Genomic DNA, 15,642 nt, shown 5'->3' with positions numbered 1-15,642 from the left:
GGGCCTCCCGTGAAATCACCTTACCTTGCCCGTGTCCTAAGCTGCGCTTCATGTCCACCCGCCGTCACTTTCTTCTGGGCTCCCTCTCGGGGCTGGCCCTGCTTGCCATGCGCCCTCCTGCTGCCGCCGCGGCCCGCACCTACCGCAACCCGGTGGTGGCCCGCAACTTCCCCGACCCCTTCGTGCTGCGCCACGCGGGGCACTACTACGCCTTTGGCACCACCGGCCGCGGGCGCACCCCCGACGGCCGCGTGTTTTCGCTGCTCGCGTCGGATGATTTAGTGAATTGGCGGGCCCTGGGGGGGGCGCTGACGCCACCCGCCGGCAGCGAGGAGTTTGACTTCTGGGCGCCCGAGGTGGTGCTGCACCAAGGCACGTTCTACATGTACTACTCGCGCGGGGGCGGGGCCATCGGGGCCACGGTGGGCCACCAGCTATACGTGGCTACCAGCCCGCGGCCCGAAGGCCCCTACACCGAGGTGGCCGCCCTGCCGGTGGCCGACAGCAAGTTTACCATCGACGCCCACGCGTTTCAAGACACCGATGGGCAGTGGTACCTGTTCTACGCCCGCGACTTCACGGACAGCGACGACGGCTACTACCCCGGCACCGGGCTGGTGGTAGACCGCCTCGCGGGCATGACCCAGCTAGCCGGCCAGCCCCGCACGGTGCTGCGCGCCCGCCACGCCTGGACGCTCTTTGAGGCCAATCGCACCATGCCGCTCTACGGCGGGCGCACCTTTGCCCAGTGGCACACCCTGGAGGGCCCCTTCGTGCGGCGCCACGCGGGCAAGTACTACTGCTTTTTCAGCGGCGCCAACTTCCTCACCGACCGCTACGGCGTAGACTACTGCGCCGCCGACAACGTGCTGGGGCCTTACGTCGACTCGGGCTCCGATGCCGGGGCGCGGGTGCTGCACTCGGTGCCCGGCCACGTGCGCGGCCCCGGCCACCACTGCCACGTGATGAGCCCCGACGGCCGCACCGAATATCTGGTATACCACGCTTGGAACGAGGCCATGACCGAGCGCCAGATGTGCATCGACCCCCTGGTCTGGACGGCCCAGGGCCCGCGCTGCTTGGGGCCCACCTATACCACCCAGCCGCTGCTGTAGCAGTAGAAGCTGCCCTGGAGAATGTTCTGTGGATGACAAAAACCGCTGCGTAAATTATTTTGGGGCGCCGGCTGTAGTAGGCAAGCAGCCTGCTTCCGTATAGTAAGGAGGGCCGGGCGTTAATTTCACCGCCGCCCCGGTCCCTAGGCCCCCTTCGCTCGTTATGAAAGTCGTTGTTGAAAAGCACCCGCTCGCCATTCGCTGGTTTCACTGGTTCAACTTCCCAGTGCTGAGCCTCATGATTTGGAGTGGCCTCTGGATATACTGGGCCAACGACGTGTACCGCCTGGGCTGGGGCAACACTACGCTCTTCAAGTTCTTCCCGCAGTCGTTTTACCAGGCCTTTCACATGGACCACAAGCTGGCCCAGGGCATGGCCTGGCACTTCGTGCTGATGTGGGCCTTCTTTCTCAACGGCCTGCTCTACGTGCTTTACACGGCCTTTTCGGGCGAGTGGCGCTACCTGCTGCCCGACCGCAAGTCCTTTAAGGAAGCCATTCAGGTAACGCTCTACGACTTCGGCCTCAGCAAGACGCCGCCGCCGGTGCAGAAATACAACGGCGCCCAGAAAATCGCCTATACCGCCGTCATTCTCATGGGGTTGGGCTCACTGCTCACGGGGCTGGCCATTTACAAGCCCACGCAGTTTGGCTGGCTCACCCAGCTGCTGGGCGGCTACGAGTCGGCGCGCGTTATCCACTTCGTGCTCACGCTAGGCTACGTGGTATTTTTTGTTATCCACATTGCCCAGGTGGTGCGGGCGGGCTGGAACAACTTCCGGGCAATAGTGGCCGGCTTCGAGGTGGAGGAGGTGAACCCCGCCAGCGGGGCCATCGTGGCCGGCCCCACGGCCCTGCCGGCCGCCTCGCCCTCGCTGGCGCCCAGCGCCCCCCAGTCCCCATCCTAGGTATTGCCCTGCCGCTTACTGCCATGACCTCCCCCGACGCCCCCCACCAGCCTGCCCCCGATAATCCGGCCGAGGCCGCCCGCGCTGCCGCCGACCGCACCCCCCTGACGCCCGCCCAGGCCCAGGCCGAGCAGGCCGCCCTGCGCGGGGCGGCTACGCGCTCGCGCCGCGCCTTTTTGGGCCTGGGGCTGGCGGGCTTGGCGGGGCTGGCCGGCTGGCGCTACCTGCTGCACAGCCCCGACGCCGACGGCATTCCGCGCGACTTGCGCAAAGTGTTGGATTTCAACGGGAAGTTGACTAAGGACTACTTCGCGCACACGCGGCTGGCGCCCGAGTTTGCCCGCTCGCGGGCCCGCCAGCTGCGTTTGAACGGCAACGTGGGCCTAGGGCAGGATTTTGACCCCGCCACCTGGAAGCTGACCGTGCAGGGCTACGCGCCGGCCGGCGCCCCAGCGCGCCGCCAGGAGTTTACCCTGGCCGATATCAAGGCGCTGCCCCGCACCGAGATGACCACCGAGCTGAAGTGCATCGAGGGCTGGAGCGTGATTGTGCACTGGGCCGGTGTGCGGCTCAGCGATTTCCTGGCCCGGTACCCACTAGCCACCAGTTCGGGCCAGCCCATTGCCGACCTGCGCCAGCCGCCCGCCGACGCGGCCAAGTTCGTGGGCCTGGTAACGCCCGACGAGCAGTACTACGTGGGCCTGGAGATGTACGCCGCCCTGCACCCCCAAACGCTGCTGGCCTACGAGCTGAACGGCGTGCCCCTGACCCTGGCCCACGGCGCGCCCCTGCGCCTGGTAACGCCCCTGAAGTACGGCGTCAAGCACCTCAAACGCATCGGCACCATCGCCTTTGCCGACCAGCGCCCCGCCGACTACTGGGCCGAGCAGGGCTACGACTGGAGCGGTGGCCACTAGCGCCGCAGGCGCCCCTAGGGCCCAAATAGCCAGCTACTTCACTCTTAGCTAACTACGCATGAATACCCTGGCACTAGCTGCGCTGGCAGTACTGGGCAGCGGGGCGGCGGCCGCCACCCTGCTGGGGCACCACCACACCCCGCCGGCGGCGGGCCCAGCTGCCGCGCGCGTGCCAGTGGTCGTCGAGCTCTTTACCTCGGAAGGCTGCTCCTCGTGCCCCGCGGCCGACGCGGTGCTGCGCGAGCTAGTCAGCACCCAGCCTGTGCCTGGCGTAGAAATCATTGCCCTCGGCGAACACGTCGATTACTGGAACCGGCTCGGGTGGGCCGACCCGTTCTCGCAGGCGCAGTTTACCCAGCGCCAGCAGGCCTACGCCACCGGCTTTGCCGAAGGCAACTATACCCCCCAGGCAGTGGTGGCTGGGCGCTACGAGCTGGTGGGCAGCCGCCGGGCGCAGCTGCTGCAGGCCGTGGCTGAGGCCGCCCGCGCACCCCGCGCCACCGTGCAGCTCGCTCCGGTTGGCATGGATAGTGTCCGTCTGAAAGTCAGCAATTTGCCCGCTGGCACCAAGGCTGCCAGCGTCTGGCTGGCCCTGACCGAAACAGGCTTAACTACCCAGGTAGGCGGGGGCGAAAACGCGGGTCGCCTGTTGCGCCACGCGCCCGTAGTGCGCAGTTTGCGCGCCTTAGGCACGGTAGCGGCTGGCGGCACCTTTGCGGCTACCGCCCCCCTAGGGCTGGCCGCTAGCTGGCCGGCGCCGAACGTGCGGGTGGTAGCCTTGGTGCAAGCCACCGGCTCGCTCCACCTGGTAGGCGCCGCCAGCCTGCCGCTAGTAGCAGAAGCTGCTGCCAACTAACCAGGCCGCGCTGCCGGCCAAGGCTGCGTAAATAAGCGGTTGGTGTTGCTTAAAAAAGAGGCGATTAAGGCTTTGTGAGCAAGCTATTGAGGGTTGCTAAACTTTTTTAAGAAAAAAGTTCACTTTCCTAAGTCTGACTTTGGAGCTGCTTCGTATGTTCGGGTAGTGAGTGACTGGTTACTTATAAGTTAAGTAAGTAGTTGCTACTGTATAAGCCAGCCTGCTGCTGCTGGCTGCTCCCCGACGTTCCTTTTCCATGCGGTTGCCAGCTTGCCTGGGGCCGCGCTAGCCTATACTAATTGCCGCGGCGGCCCTAGGGCTGGCAGGCGAGGATAAGTGCCCTAGCTGCTGGCTGGCACGGCCGAAACGCTGTGCCAGCCAGTCTGCTGGTTTGTGCGTGCCATAAGTAGTTGGTTGCCAGTCAATCGGATTGGCAGTTGTTTGTTGCCGGGTTCTTCACTTTTCACCTCTGTTGTTTTCTATGAAAAGATTTACTAAACCGCTTCACTGGGTAGGAGGAGCCTGCGCGCTGGCGCTGCTCGCGGCGGGCGGCGTGCTGCTGCGGCCAGCCAGCCTGGAAGCCAGTAGCCACCGCGAAGCCCCGCTGATTGCCGACGACCCGGTGGCCGACAACACCGACGTGTATGCCTTCGTGTCGCCCAGCGACCCTAACCGGGTGATACTCATTGCCGACTACATCCCGTTTCAGCTGCCGCAGGGCGGCCCCAACTACTATACCTTCGGCGAGAACGTGCACTACGAGGTGCACGTGAAAAATAACGGGGCCACCAACGGTGACGACATCACCTACCGCTTCACCTTTCAGCGCGCCAACCAGGACCCGACCACGTTCTTCGACATCCGGCTGGGCAAGCAAAACTTGAAAACCACCTACACCTGCGAGAAAAGTACGGACGGGGGCAAGTCGTTTTCGGCCATCGTAACCAACGGCGTGGTGCCAGCCTACAACATCGGGCCGCGCTCCATTACGACGCCGGTGGGCCTCAACCAGCCTTCCTACACCGCTTTGCGGCAAAGCGCCGTGACGACGGCCAGCGGCGACGGCGGCGAGCAGGTGTTCTGCGGCTCGTCGGACGACCCGTTTTTCGTAGACCTAGGGGCGGTGTTTGACCTGGCGGGCCTGCGCGCCGGCCGTGGCAGCCGCGACGGCCTGGCCAAGTACAATGTCAACTCCATTGCGCTCAGCATCCCCATTAAGAGCCTGCAGAAAAACCACCAGGACGTATCGGCTGCAAAAACGATTCTGGATGCCGACTACGTGATTGGGGTGTGGGCCTCGGCCAGCCGCCCTTCGCTGCGCACCTTGAGCACCGCCGGCGCCGCGCCCGCCCCCAGTGGCGACTACGTGCAAGTGTCGCGCCTAGGGATGCCCCTGACCAACGAGGCCATCAACCCCATCGGCAGCAAGGACGCCTGGAACCGCACCACGCCCTACGCCGAAGCGGCCATCACCGACGACTACCTCTCCAACCCCGAGCTGGCCTTATATATGGACGACTCGCAGTTTGGCGGGGCGGTGCCGGCGCTGGCGGCCCTGCGCATCCAAACCAAGTCGCTGGCGGGCCAGCCGCTGCTGGGCGGGTCCTCGTTTCCAGGCTTCGACTTCCGCAACACCAAGCCGGGCCTGTACCCCTTGAAGGGCAGCGCGGCCCTGAATGGCACGGCGCTGGCCGACGCGGCTTTTGGCAACTACCTGCTAGTGGCCGGCAAACCCCGCTCGGTGGATATCAAGCCCATCTTCCACACCGGCGTGCCCAACCTGCCGCCCTACCAGCTGGCCACCGGCAAAGGCGGCAACCCGCTGGCGGCCGGTAAGCCTTTTGTCAACAACTTTTTGCCCCTAGGGGCCAATGCCAGCGGCAACCCCGGCGGCGACATGCTGCGCCTGAACATGGCCGTGCCCGCCACCCCGCGCACCTCGCCCGACTTCAGCAACGAGGGCCTCTTTGCGGCGGCGGTGCTGGGCCTCACCGACCCGCGCTATAACAAAACCACTGACATTCAGAATATTCCCAATATGGATGGCTTTCCCAACGGGCGCCGCCTGGAGGATGAGATTGTGAAGATTGAGCTGCAAGCCGTGAGCGGGCTGGCCCTGGCGGCCATCGGCCTCTGGTACGACGACTACACGCCGGGCAGCGCCTCGCCGGTGACGCCCCAGCTGCGCGGGGTGCTCAACTTCACCACGGGCGTGGAGCGCAACGACACGACTTTCCGCGCCGAGTTCCCCTACGTGCAGACGCCGTGGCAGGGCTACCGGGTGCGCCGCTAAGTCATTTCCATCACTTTGATTTGCTCGAAGCTCATGAACGCTAAACTTTTACCCAAGCTGCTTTTGCTGCCCGCCGGTCTGGCGGCGGTGCTAGGGCTGTCGGTGTGGGCCAACCTGCACCACACGCCCCTGGAGGCCAGCAGCCACCGCGAGGCGCCGCTGATTGCCGACGACCCAGTGGCCGACAATACCGACCTCTACGCCTTCCGCGACCCCAACCATGCCGACCGCATCGTGGTGATTGCCAACTATATTCCGTTTGAGCTGCCCCACGGTGGCCCCAACTATTCCACCTTTGGCGAGAACGTGCGCTACGAGGTGCACGTGAAAAACGATGGCACCAAGAACGGCGACGACATCACCTATCGCTTCACGTTTAAGCGCGTGAATGAAGACCCGACTACGTTCTTCAACATCCGCCTAGGGAAGCAAAACCTGAAAACTACCTACACCTGCGAGAAAAGCACCGATGGCGGGCAGTCGTTCTCGACCATCGTGACCAACGGCGTGGTGGCGCCCAACAACATTGGTCCGCGCTCTATCAACTCGGCCGTGGGCCTCAACGAGCCTTCGTACACCGACCTGCGCCTGCGGACAATAACGGCCGCTAGCGGTGGGGGCAACGAGCAGGTGTTCTGCGGACCTTCCGACGACCCGTTCTTCGCCGACCTAGGGGCCATTTTTGACCTGGCCAACCTGCGGCCCATGAATGCGACCGACGGGCTGTCGCGCAAGAACTGCCACAGCATCGCGCTCAGCATCCCGATTAGCACCCTGCAAAAAAACCACCAGAGCGTAGCGGCCGCCAGCAGCATTCTGGACCCTAACTACGTGATTGGGGTGTGGGCTTCGGCCAGCCGCCCGGCCATGCAAACCTTCAGCGCCGCCACGGGCGCCGGCGCCAGCGGCGACTACGTGCAGGTGTCGCGCCTAGGGATGCCGCTCACCAACGAGGTGATTAACCCCATCGGCAGCAAGGACCGCTGGAACGCGCTGACGCCCTACACCGAGGACGCCCAAACCGACGACTACCTCTCGAACCCCGAGCTGGGCCTGTACGTGGACCCCCGCCTGTACGGCAACGCCATTCCGCAGCTAGCGGCGCTGGATGTGCAGACCCGCTCGCTGGCCGGCTTCCCCGGCCTGCCGGCCGATGGCTTCGACTTTGGCAACACCCGGCCGGGCCTGTACCCCTTGAAGGGCAACTCGGCCCTGAACGGCACGGCGCTGGCCGACGCCGCTTTTGGCAACTACTTACTGGTGGCCGGTAAGCCGCGCTCGGTGGATATCAAGCCCATCTTCCACACCGGCGTGCCCAACCTGGCCCCGTACCAGCTGGCTACCGGCAAGCCCAAGGGCAACCCGCTGGCCCAGGGTAAGCCCTTTATCAACAACTTTTTACCCCTAGGGGCGAATGCCAGCGGCAACCCCGGTGGCGACATGCTGCGCCTGAACATGGCCGTGCCCGCCACCCCGCGCACCCTGGCCAGTGGTGCCCCTAATCCCGAATTCAGCAACCAGGGCCTGCTGCAAGCGGCCGTGCTGGGCCTCACCGACCCGCGCTTTAATACCACCACCGACATCCAGAACATCCCTAACATGGACGGCTTCCCCAACGGGCGCCGCCTGGAGGATGCCATCGACCAGATTGAGCTGAAGGCCGTGGGCGGCCTGGTGCTGGCGGCCATCGGCCTCTGGTACGACGACTATACGCCCGCCAGCGCCTCGCCCCTCACGCCGCGCCTGCTGGGCGAAGTGACCTTCACGACCGGCGTGGAGAAAAACGACACCACCATCCGGGCCGATTTCCCCTTCGTGCAAACGCCCTGGATTGGCACGGGCTCGGCCAGCGGCCCCACCAACACGCTGGTGGTGCCCGACATGATGATAAGCACGGCCACGACGGTAGATGCCGGCACGTATAACAACATCACCATCATGAAGGGTGGGGTGGCTACCTTCAACGGCCCCATCGTGGTGAACGGCACCCTCACGGTGCAGGATGGCGGCGTGCTGAGCACCCGCGGCACGCTGGCTACCAGCTGCCAGGCCATCACCGGCCCCGGCAGCTTTGTGCTGCAAGCCGGCGGCACGCTGCGGGTGTGCGACCCGGCCGGCATTGCGGCCACGGGCAGCACCGGCGCCATCCAGCTCAGCGGCACGCGCACGTTCTCCGCCGATGCCAACTACGAATACAACGGCTCGGAAGCCCAGCTCAGCGGTCCAGGCCTGCCTAGCCAGGTGCGCAGCCTCACGGTAAACAACGGCGCCGGCCTCACCCTCAACAACGGGGGTGTCAGCATTGTGCAAACCCTGGCCCTCACTAACGGCAACCTGACTACCAGCACCAGCCAACTGCTGACGCTGCTCTCAACCAAAACCGCTGGTACGGCGCTGGTAGTGAACACCAACGGCGTAGTAAGCGGCCCGGCTACTATGCAGCGCGCCATCAACCCGGCCTTCAACGCGGGCCTCGGCTACCGCCACTACAGCTCGCCGGTGAGCAACACCACGCTCAATGACCTGACGAATACGCCCGGCTTCACGCCCATCTACAACACGGCCTACAACACGGCCGGCGATAGCCGCGGCAGCGTGACGCCCTTCCCCAACGTGTTTGCCTACGACCAGGCCCGCGTGATGGACCCCAGCAACTCGGTGGCGGCCTTCGACCAGGGCTTCTTCGTGCCCCAGCCCAGCGACCAGATGGCCGTGCTGACGGGCTACGACCTCAACATCAGCGCCGACGCGCTGGTAGACCTGACGGGCACGCTCAACAACGGCCCCGTGAGCCGCAGCGTGACCAGCGGCACCCTGCCCCAGAGTGGCTGGCAGTTCCTGGGCAACCCCTACCCGTCGCCCATCGACTTCAGCCAGACGGCGGGCGTGGTGCGCACCAACGTGGACGACGCGGTGTACGTGTACCAAAGCACCGGCCAGTACGTGGGCCAGTACCGCAGCTACGTGCGGGGCGTGGGCAACCCGCTGGTGGCGGCCATGCAGGGCTTCTTCTCGAAGGTGAGTGACAAGCAAACCACCGGCAGCTTCGCCCTCAACAACGCCATCCGCGTCACCAGCTTCGCGCCTGAGCCCAGCTTCTACCGCATCGCCGAAACCCGGCCGCTGGTGCAGCTGCAGTTGCAGGGCGCCCAGCTGCCCCTGGCCGACGAAACCTACGTGTACTTCGAGCAGGGCGCCAGCGCCGGCTACGACGCCAAGTTCGACGCCTACAAGCTGCCCAGCTCGTCGGGCCTCAGCGTGAGCAGCCTCATCCAGGGTGGTGAGCTGTCCATCAACGGTTTGGCGCCGCTTAGTGGCCTAGGGGCCAGCCTCACGGTGCCGCTCAACGTGGCGGTGCCCGCCGCCGGCACCTATTCGTTCAACGCCGCCAGCGTGCTCAACTTCACCGCGGGCACTACCAAGGTATTCCTGCTCGACACTGAAACCGGCGCCCGCGTTGACCTCACTACCACGCCCAGCTACAGCTTCACGGCCGCTACCAGGGCTATGCCGGGCCGCTTCAGCCTGTACTTCGGGCCGGCCGCGGCGTTGGCTACTACCAGTGCCGCCCTGGCTCAGCAAGTGCAGGTATTCCCCAACCCCACGCGCGGCAGCTTCACGCTGGTGGTGCCGGCCGGCCTAGGGTCCTCGTCGGCCACGGCCACGCTCTACAACCAGCTCGGGCAGCTAGTGTCGCAGCGCACGCTGCCCCTGACGGCGGCCGGGGCCACGGCGCAGTTTGATGTGTCGATGCTCACGCCCGGCGTGTATACACTGCAGCTCGCGGGCAGCACGGCGCAAGTGGTTAAGCGCGTGGTAGTACAATAGTAATGGGGCCGGCTTGTTTCGAAGCCGGCCCCGCGAGTAGCTTTGCTTTGAGTAGTTCAACTTTTTCACCCCTTCTTTCTATGAAAAAATCGGTTATGATGCGCGCAGCGGGCATTGCGGCCCTCGGCATTCTTTGCAGCGCGGCCGTTGCGCTGGCGCAGCCTGGCTCGGGTGGCCCCCGGCCCACTACAGTGCCCATCGACGGTGGCGCTTCGCTGCTGCTGGCCAGCGGCGTGGCCCTGAGCCTGAAAAAGCTGCGCGACCGCAAGAAGCTGCGCGACAGCCGCCCGCGCTAAGCTCACCAGCAGCTTCGCCTTTTCCCGCACCAAGCAACACCTGGCCAGCCTGGCTGCGCGGGGTGTTGCTTGGTTGTTTAAGAGCGACTGAATGCCAGTAAATACTTGTTTTTCTGTTAATTGCTTAATCTTTCGCCAATGAAGTCCGTGCGTGCGCTAATGCAGGCTCATCCTCAGGCGCGCTTCTGGGGTATTGCCCTGGCGCTGTATGCGCTGTGGTGGCTAGGCTACGAGCAGGTGCTGCGCCCCGACGGCCGCCTCGACGCGGCCCTGTCGGCCCAGGTGGCGTGGGCGGCCGCCTGGGGGCTGCGGGTGTTTGGCTTTGCCGCCGCCGTGGCCCCCGGCAACCTGCGGATGGTGACGATGGCCGGCGACCCGGCCGTGCTGGTGGGCAGCCCCTGCAACGGGCTAGTGCTGTACGCGCTGTTTGCGGGCTTCGTGCTGGCCCAGCCCGACAATGGCCGGCGCAAGGGCCGCTTCATCGTCATCGGCGTTGCCACGCTCTACCTCGTCAACGTGCTGCGCGTGGCGGCGCTGGCCCTCAACCACACGTACTGGTACCATACCGTCGATTTCAACCACCACTACACGTTCACCTTCGTGGCCTATGCCGTTATTCTGGGCCTCTGGGGCTGGTGGGCCCAGCAGCAGCCCGCCGCCCCCACGCCAGCCACCTAAGCCCCTAGGGCCGCTAAGCTCCTGGCCGCGCTGGCTGGGCCTGGCTTTTTTCGGGGCAGTGCTGGTGCTGTTGGGGCAGTTTCAGGAGTTGGTATTTGCGACGTTGGCGCGCGTGGGGCAGGCCTTGGGGCAGCCGGCGGCCCTAGGCAGCACGGGCGGCCTTAGCCAGCATAGCCTGCTTAGCTCGGTGGCGTACCACCTGCTATATGCGGGGGCCAGTATTGGGGCGCTGCACCTGCTGCTGCGCGGGCGCGGTACCCGGCGGGTGGCAGCCGGCTTTGCGGCGGCGCTGCTGGCGGGCACGGGCCTGGTGGCCGCCGGCCGCCTGGCCGCCTGGCCCGCCCTGGCTACGCAGGGGCACTTGCTGCTCGACTTCGCTTCCTCGCCGCTGGCGCTGCTGGCCGGCTACGCCCTGGCTTCGTTTGGCCGCCCCCCATCTAGGCCAAGCGAGCCGGTGTGAAGCTGCTGGACTCTAGTACTGACTAAAGCAAAAAGCCCTTTCCAGCAGGAGAGGGCTTTTTAATGGGACAGTGCAAGCAGTCGTTTTACGTAGCAGCTAAGCCTCTGCAAAACTGCACTATGTTCAGAGTTATCAGGGTTATACAGCAGCTTTGAAGTCAGTGTAAAGTAGTATAGTAGGGGCGGGGCTTGCCCTCGCCCGCTGTTGAACGATAATCGTTAATGCGGCGCGGCCGCCGGGCGGGGGCAAGCCCCGCCCCTACTATACACTGACCCCAAAGCTGCTCTTAGAAGGCAGTTGCGCAATTGCCAGCCCAGCAAAGCGTTCTGCTGCAACTTTCGATGCACTAGGTAGTCGTGCCTTGTGGCTTAGCTGTAGGCCCTGGGGCTGCCGCACGGCCTAGGCCCTTGCTGCGCTACAACTCGGGTAGTAGCACGTCGTCGGCGTAGTCCAGTAGGGGTTGGCTGGTGGTGTGCGTGCGCACCCAGCGAATGGGGCAGCCCGGCGCATCGGCGCAGGCTACCTCAATAAACAGCTCGTGGCCCTTGGCAAGCAGGTGATACAGATTGACGCTGCCCCCCGACTGCCAGCGGCGAGCCAGAAAGGTGCTGGCTTTGAACGCAACCCATAGTTGCTCGGTCTGCGAGAGCTGCTGGAAGGTATCTGCCGTCATGTAGGGTGGCGTATGGCAAAGGTGAAGTAACTCCTGCTACCTCGCCAAGAGCGGCAAATTTAGGAGTTTCGAGAGAGGATACGCACGAGTTAGCCGGCTGAGTTGCAATTTTTTATTGTAATGATTATATAAGCCCGACGGTATAGGCATAAGCGATTTGTAGTCAAGCTAGTGGGTTGCTTCCTGGCAGCCGGGCGCTATTCGTCCAGGTACTGGTGCACGAATTTGATGGCCATGCTGCCCTCGCCCACGGCCGAGGCTACGCGGGCCATAGCCCCCGCCCGCCCGTCGCCGGCCGCAAACAAGCCCGGCACGCAGGTTTCGAGCAGGTAGGGCTCGCGGGCTTTCTTCCACGACGCGCCGTAGCGCGGGTCGGTCACTAGGTCGCGGCCCGTGAGCAGGTAGCCCTTGGCATCGCAGAGGGCGAGGTGGCAAATCCACTCGGTGCTGGGCTTGGCGCCGATGAAGATGAACAGCGCCCGCGCCGGGTGCTCCTGGGGCTCCTCGCCGTCGCGCTGCAGCACCACCGCCTCCAGGGTGTGCTCGCCGCGGGCCTCGCGCAGCTGCGTATGAGGCAAAATCTCGATGTTGGGCGTTTGGCCGATTTGCTCGATGAGGTAGGCCGACATGCTGGCCGCCAGGCTAGCCCCCCGGATGACGATAAACACCCGCGCGGCGTAGGTGGCCAGGTACATGGCCGCCTGCCCCGCCGAGTTGCCCCCGCCCACGATGTACACCGGCTGGTCGGCGCAGCCGCGGGCCTCGGTGCGCGCGGCGCCGTAATACACGCCGGCCCCGCTAAGGCGCGCCAAACCCGGCACGTCCAGCGTGCGGTAGCTCACGCCCGTAGTCAGCACCACGGCCTTGGCTTTTATCTCCTGGTTATCGCTTAGGGTTAGTACCTTGTAGCCATCCTGCACGCACAGGTCCACTACTTCGCGCGGGCCCATAAACTCGGCCCCCAGGCGGGTGGCCTGGGCCCAGGCGCGGTGGGCCAGCTCGGTCCCGCTCAGGCCGGTGGGGAAGCCTAGGTAGTTCTCAATGCGCGACGACGAGCCCGCCTGCCCGCCGGGCGTTTGCCGCTCGATGAGCAGGGTGGTAAGCCCCTCGGAGGCGCCGTACACGGCCGCCGCCAGTCCCGCTGGCCCCGCCCCGATTATCACCACGTCGTACAGCGCCTGCTTGGCATCGGTAGGCAGCCCCAGGTGCTGGGCCAGGTCGAGCTTGCTGGGCCGGGCCGCCACGTGCCCGTCGGGGTAAAGAACAACTGGCAGGTCGTCGGGCCCTAGGCCGGTGCTGGCCAGTAAGGCCGTAGCCTCGGCATCCTTCTCAAAATCAAGCCATTGGTAGCCCACCAGGTAGCCGCTCAAAAAATCCTTCAGCTCGTGCGAGAGCGGCGACCACTGAAACCCAATGAGGCGCAGCCCCGCGAAAGCCGGGCGGTAGGCGGCCTGCCAGGCGGCCAGCAAATCGCGCAGGGTAGGATAGAGCAGCTCCTCGGGCGGGTCCCAGGGCTTGAGCAGGTAGTAGTCGAGCTGCGCCGAATTAATGGCCTGGATGGCGGCCGTGGTGTCGGCGTAGGCGGTGAGCAGTACGCGCTTGGCGTCGGGAAACAGCTCGCGGGCGCGGGTCAACACGGCCACGCCTTCCACCTCGGGCATGCGCTGGTCGCAGAGCACCAGGGCCAGCGGCTCGGCGCGGGTGCGCAGCTCGGCCAGCGTGGTTAGCGCCTCGGGCCCCGAGCCGACACTCAGAATGCGGTAGTTAGGGCGAAACTCCTGGCGCAAGTCGCGAGTGATGGCGGCCAGCACCTGTGGGTCGTCATCTACGGCTAGGATAATGGGCTTTTTCATAAACGTTTACTTAATAAAGGGTAGGTGCTAAGTTTGGCGACCCGCTGCATTAGCTGAACGTCATTCCTCGCCGGCGCGGAATGACTGCCTTTTTGCCTCATAGCTACCCGAGTCGCTCAAGCGCCCCTAGGGCTGGGCCGGTAGCCATACGGTAAACACCGTGCAGCCGGGTGCCGAGGCCACTTCCAGCCGCCCGCCGTGCTCCTGCACGATGCGGTACGCAATTTCGAGGCCCTGGCCGGTGCCCTCGCCGGGCGGCTTGGTGGTGTAGAAGGGCTCAAAAATATGCGGTAGCACCTCGGGCGCGATGCCGCTGCCGTTGTCCTCCACCTGCACCCGCACCTGGCCGCCCAACTGGTCGGCGCGCACCGTTAGCTGGCCGCCCTGGGCCGGCAGCGCATCCAGGGCGTTGTCAATCAAGTTAGTCCACACCTGGTTGAGGCTGCCGGCCTGGCCCAGCACCTGGGGCAGGCCGGGGGCATACGCGCGGCTGAGGCGCACCTGCTGCTGGCGCAGGGGGTAGGCAAACATGTTAAGGGTGCTATCGAGGCCGGCCGTCACGGCCAGCAGCTCGCGGCCCCCGGCCCGGTCCATGTGGGTGTAGGTTTTTACGTTGCTCACTAGCTGGCTGATGCGCTGGCTGGCCTCGTGGATGTCGTGGGCCAGGCGCAGGGCGGCCAGCTGCCCGGCCAGCCAAGCCAGGGCCGGCGGCCGGGCCGGGGCCGGCAGCTGGGCGGCCACCGAACCCAGGGCGGCGGGCCCTAGGCCGGCTTCGCGCAGGGTAGGGGCTAGGGCGTAGCCATCGGGGCAGCCCTGGGTTTCGAGCCAGTCGGCCAGCTCCTCCTCCAGGTCGGCGCGCGCCAGGGCTGGGAGGGCGGGCGCCGGCTCGGCGGGCCAGGCGGCCAGGGCCGTAAGCGCCGCCACGGCTTCGGCGGGCGGGCAGGTAGCCAGCAGGTTTTGCAGCAGCAGCGGCTTGGCGGCCAATGCCTCGGCCAGCCCAGCGGCGGCCCGGCCAATGGCGGCGGCTGGGTTGTTCAGCTCGTGCGAGAGGCCCGCCGAGAGCTTGCCCAGCGCCCGCAGCTTGTCGTCGCGCTCCTGGCCGCGCACCTCGTCGCGGGCCCGGTCGTTCATGAGGCTCACCAGGCGCTGCACCAGCTCGGGGCTCAGTTGCTCGAGGGCCGCAAACTGGCTGCGGGGCAGGGTGAAGAGCACCGTGTCGCCCTCAGCCACGCCCCGGCCCTTAAACACCTGCAGGCGCGAGTAGGGCAGCACCCCGCTCACGCTGCCCGCCGCCGTGCGAAAGACCACCTCGCCGCCTTCGGGCCGGAAATAGTGCACGCTGCCGGCCACCACGGCCAGCAAGCGGTCGGCGGCCTCGCCCGCGCGCACAACGGTTTCGCCCGCCGCGTAGCGCTGCAGCTGGCCGGTTTCGCTAAGCCAGCCAAGCACGGCGGACGGCAGGTTTTGGAAAGCGGTGATGCTGCCGAGGGCAGCCGGGTTGGGGGGCAGGAGCTGAGGCATGGCCCCGGCAAGCTACGCTGCAAACCACCTACCGCGCCACCCAAAACCCGCAGTGGTACCTAGCCCTAGGGGCCGCCGCCCGGCCCTTAGGGCTGGCCAACAAGCAGCCCGCCGGCCCCGGAGAAGCTGCCCTAAGCAGGGCCAGCCCACAAGTGGTTTTTAAGCCGTTGCTTACATTTTGCCTGCGCTTGCCGCATACCTTGCGTGGTGTCATAACTCGTTAGCTGATAGTAATTTAATCAAGA

12 protein-coding genes are annotated in these 15,642 nt (G+C 65.5%); 9 read left to right on the top strand and 3 right to left on the bottom strand.

Translation table 11 applies throughout. The annotated features are described in order from the left end of the window. Positions 1-50 precede the first annotated feature (50 nt). The 9 genes from HHL22_RS09380 (at position 51) to HHL22_RS09340 (ending at position 11,350) form a co-directional block, all read left to right on the top strand. Positions 51-1,115, top strand: a complete 1,065-nt coding sequence (locus HHL22_RS09380; RefSeq protein ID WP_206680701.1) for a glycoside hydrolase family 43 protein — start codon at positions 51-53, stop codon at positions 1,113-1,115. Between the two features lie 163 nt (positions 1,116-1,278). After that, the gene (locus HHL22_RS09375) at positions 1,279-2,022 is read left to right on the top strand and encodes a cytochrome b/b6 domain-containing protein (RefSeq protein ID WP_169530689.1); all 744 of its coding nucleotides are present in this window, start codon (positions 1,279-1,281) and stop codon (positions 2,020-2,022) included. 23 nt (positions 2,023-2,045) lie between these two features. Continuing rightward, positions 2,046-2,939, top strand: coding sequence for a molybdopterin-dependent oxidoreductase (locus tag HHL22_RS09370; protein ID WP_169530687.1), 894 nt, complete (start codon positions 2,046-2,048; stop codon positions 2,937-2,939). 58 nt (positions 2,940-2,997) lie between these two features. Next, complete coding sequence (locus HHL22_RS09365) at positions 2,998-3,795, top strand: DUF1223 domain-containing protein (RefSeq protein WP_169530686.1); 798 nt, start codon at positions 2,998-3,000, stop codon at positions 3,793-3,795. Between the two features lie 481 nt (positions 3,796-4,276). After that, on the top strand, positions 4,277-6,088 hold the full coding sequence (locus HHL22_RS09360; protein WP_169530683.1) for a DUF4331 domain-containing protein: 1,812 nt from the start codon (positions 4,277-4,279) through the stop codon (positions 6,086-6,088). A gap of 33 nt (positions 6,089-6,121) precedes the next feature. After that, a complete protein-coding gene (locus HHL22_RS09355; RefSeq protein WP_169530681.1) occupies positions 6,122-9,916 on the top strand; it encodes a T9SS type A sorting domain-containing protein in 3,795 nt (1,264 codons plus the stop codon). 80 nt (positions 9,917-9,996) lie between these two features. Then, positions 9,997-10,212 carry a PID-CTERM protein-sorting domain-containing protein gene (locus tag HHL22_RS09350; RefSeq protein ID WP_206680717.1) on the top strand — a complete coding sequence of 72 codons (216 nt, stop codon included), beginning with the start codon at positions 9,997-9,999 and terminating at the stop codon, positions 10,210-10,212. Between the two features lie 138 nt (positions 10,213-10,350). Next, entirely contained in the window at positions 10,351-10,890 is a 540-nt protein-coding gene (xrtX, locus tag HHL22_RS09345; RefSeq protein ID WP_241738002.1) for an exosortase X, read from the top strand. Next, positions 10,820-11,350, top strand: a complete 531-nt coding sequence (locus HHL22_RS09340; RefSeq protein ID WP_169530680.1) for an XrtX-associated membrane protein — start codon at positions 10,820-10,822, stop codon at positions 11,348-11,350. The genes xrtX and HHL22_RS09340 overlap by 71 nt, the downstream gene beginning before the upstream one ends. A 415-nt stretch (positions 11,351-11,765) precedes the next feature. Here the strand turns inward: HHL22_RS09340 and HHL22_RS09335 are convergent, their stop codons facing one another. The 3 genes from HHL22_RS09335 to HHL22_RS09325 form a co-directional block, all read right to left on the bottom strand. Beyond that, positions 11,766-12,023 carry a hypothetical protein gene (locus HHL22_RS09335; RefSeq protein WP_169530679.1) on the bottom strand — a complete coding sequence of 86 codons (258 nt, stop codon included), beginning with the start codon at positions 12,021-12,023 and terminating at the stop codon, positions 11,766-11,768. Between the two features lie 197 nt (positions 12,024-12,220). Then, positions 12,221-13,876 carry an FAD-dependent oxidoreductase gene (locus tag HHL22_RS09330; protein WP_169530678.1) on the bottom strand — a complete coding sequence of 552 codons (1,656 nt, stop codon included), beginning with the start codon at positions 13,874-13,876 and terminating at the stop codon, positions 12,221-12,223. A gap of 126 nt (positions 13,877-14,002) precedes the next feature. Continuing rightward, positions 14,003-15,397 carry an ATP-binding protein gene (locus HHL22_RS09325; RefSeq protein ID WP_169530677.1) on the bottom strand — a complete coding sequence of 465 codons (1,395 nt, stop codon included), beginning with the start codon at positions 15,395-15,397 and terminating at the stop codon, positions 14,003-14,005. Between the last annotated feature and the right edge of the window lie 245 nt (positions 15,398-15,642).

This window comes from Hymenobacter polaris (assembly GCF_012927305.1).
Taxonomy (GTDB): domain Bacteria; phylum Bacteroidota; class Bacteroidia; order Cytophagales; family Hymenobacteraceae; genus Hymenobacter; species Hymenobacter polaris.
This window is presented reverse-complemented; position numbering and strand designations above follow the sequence as displayed.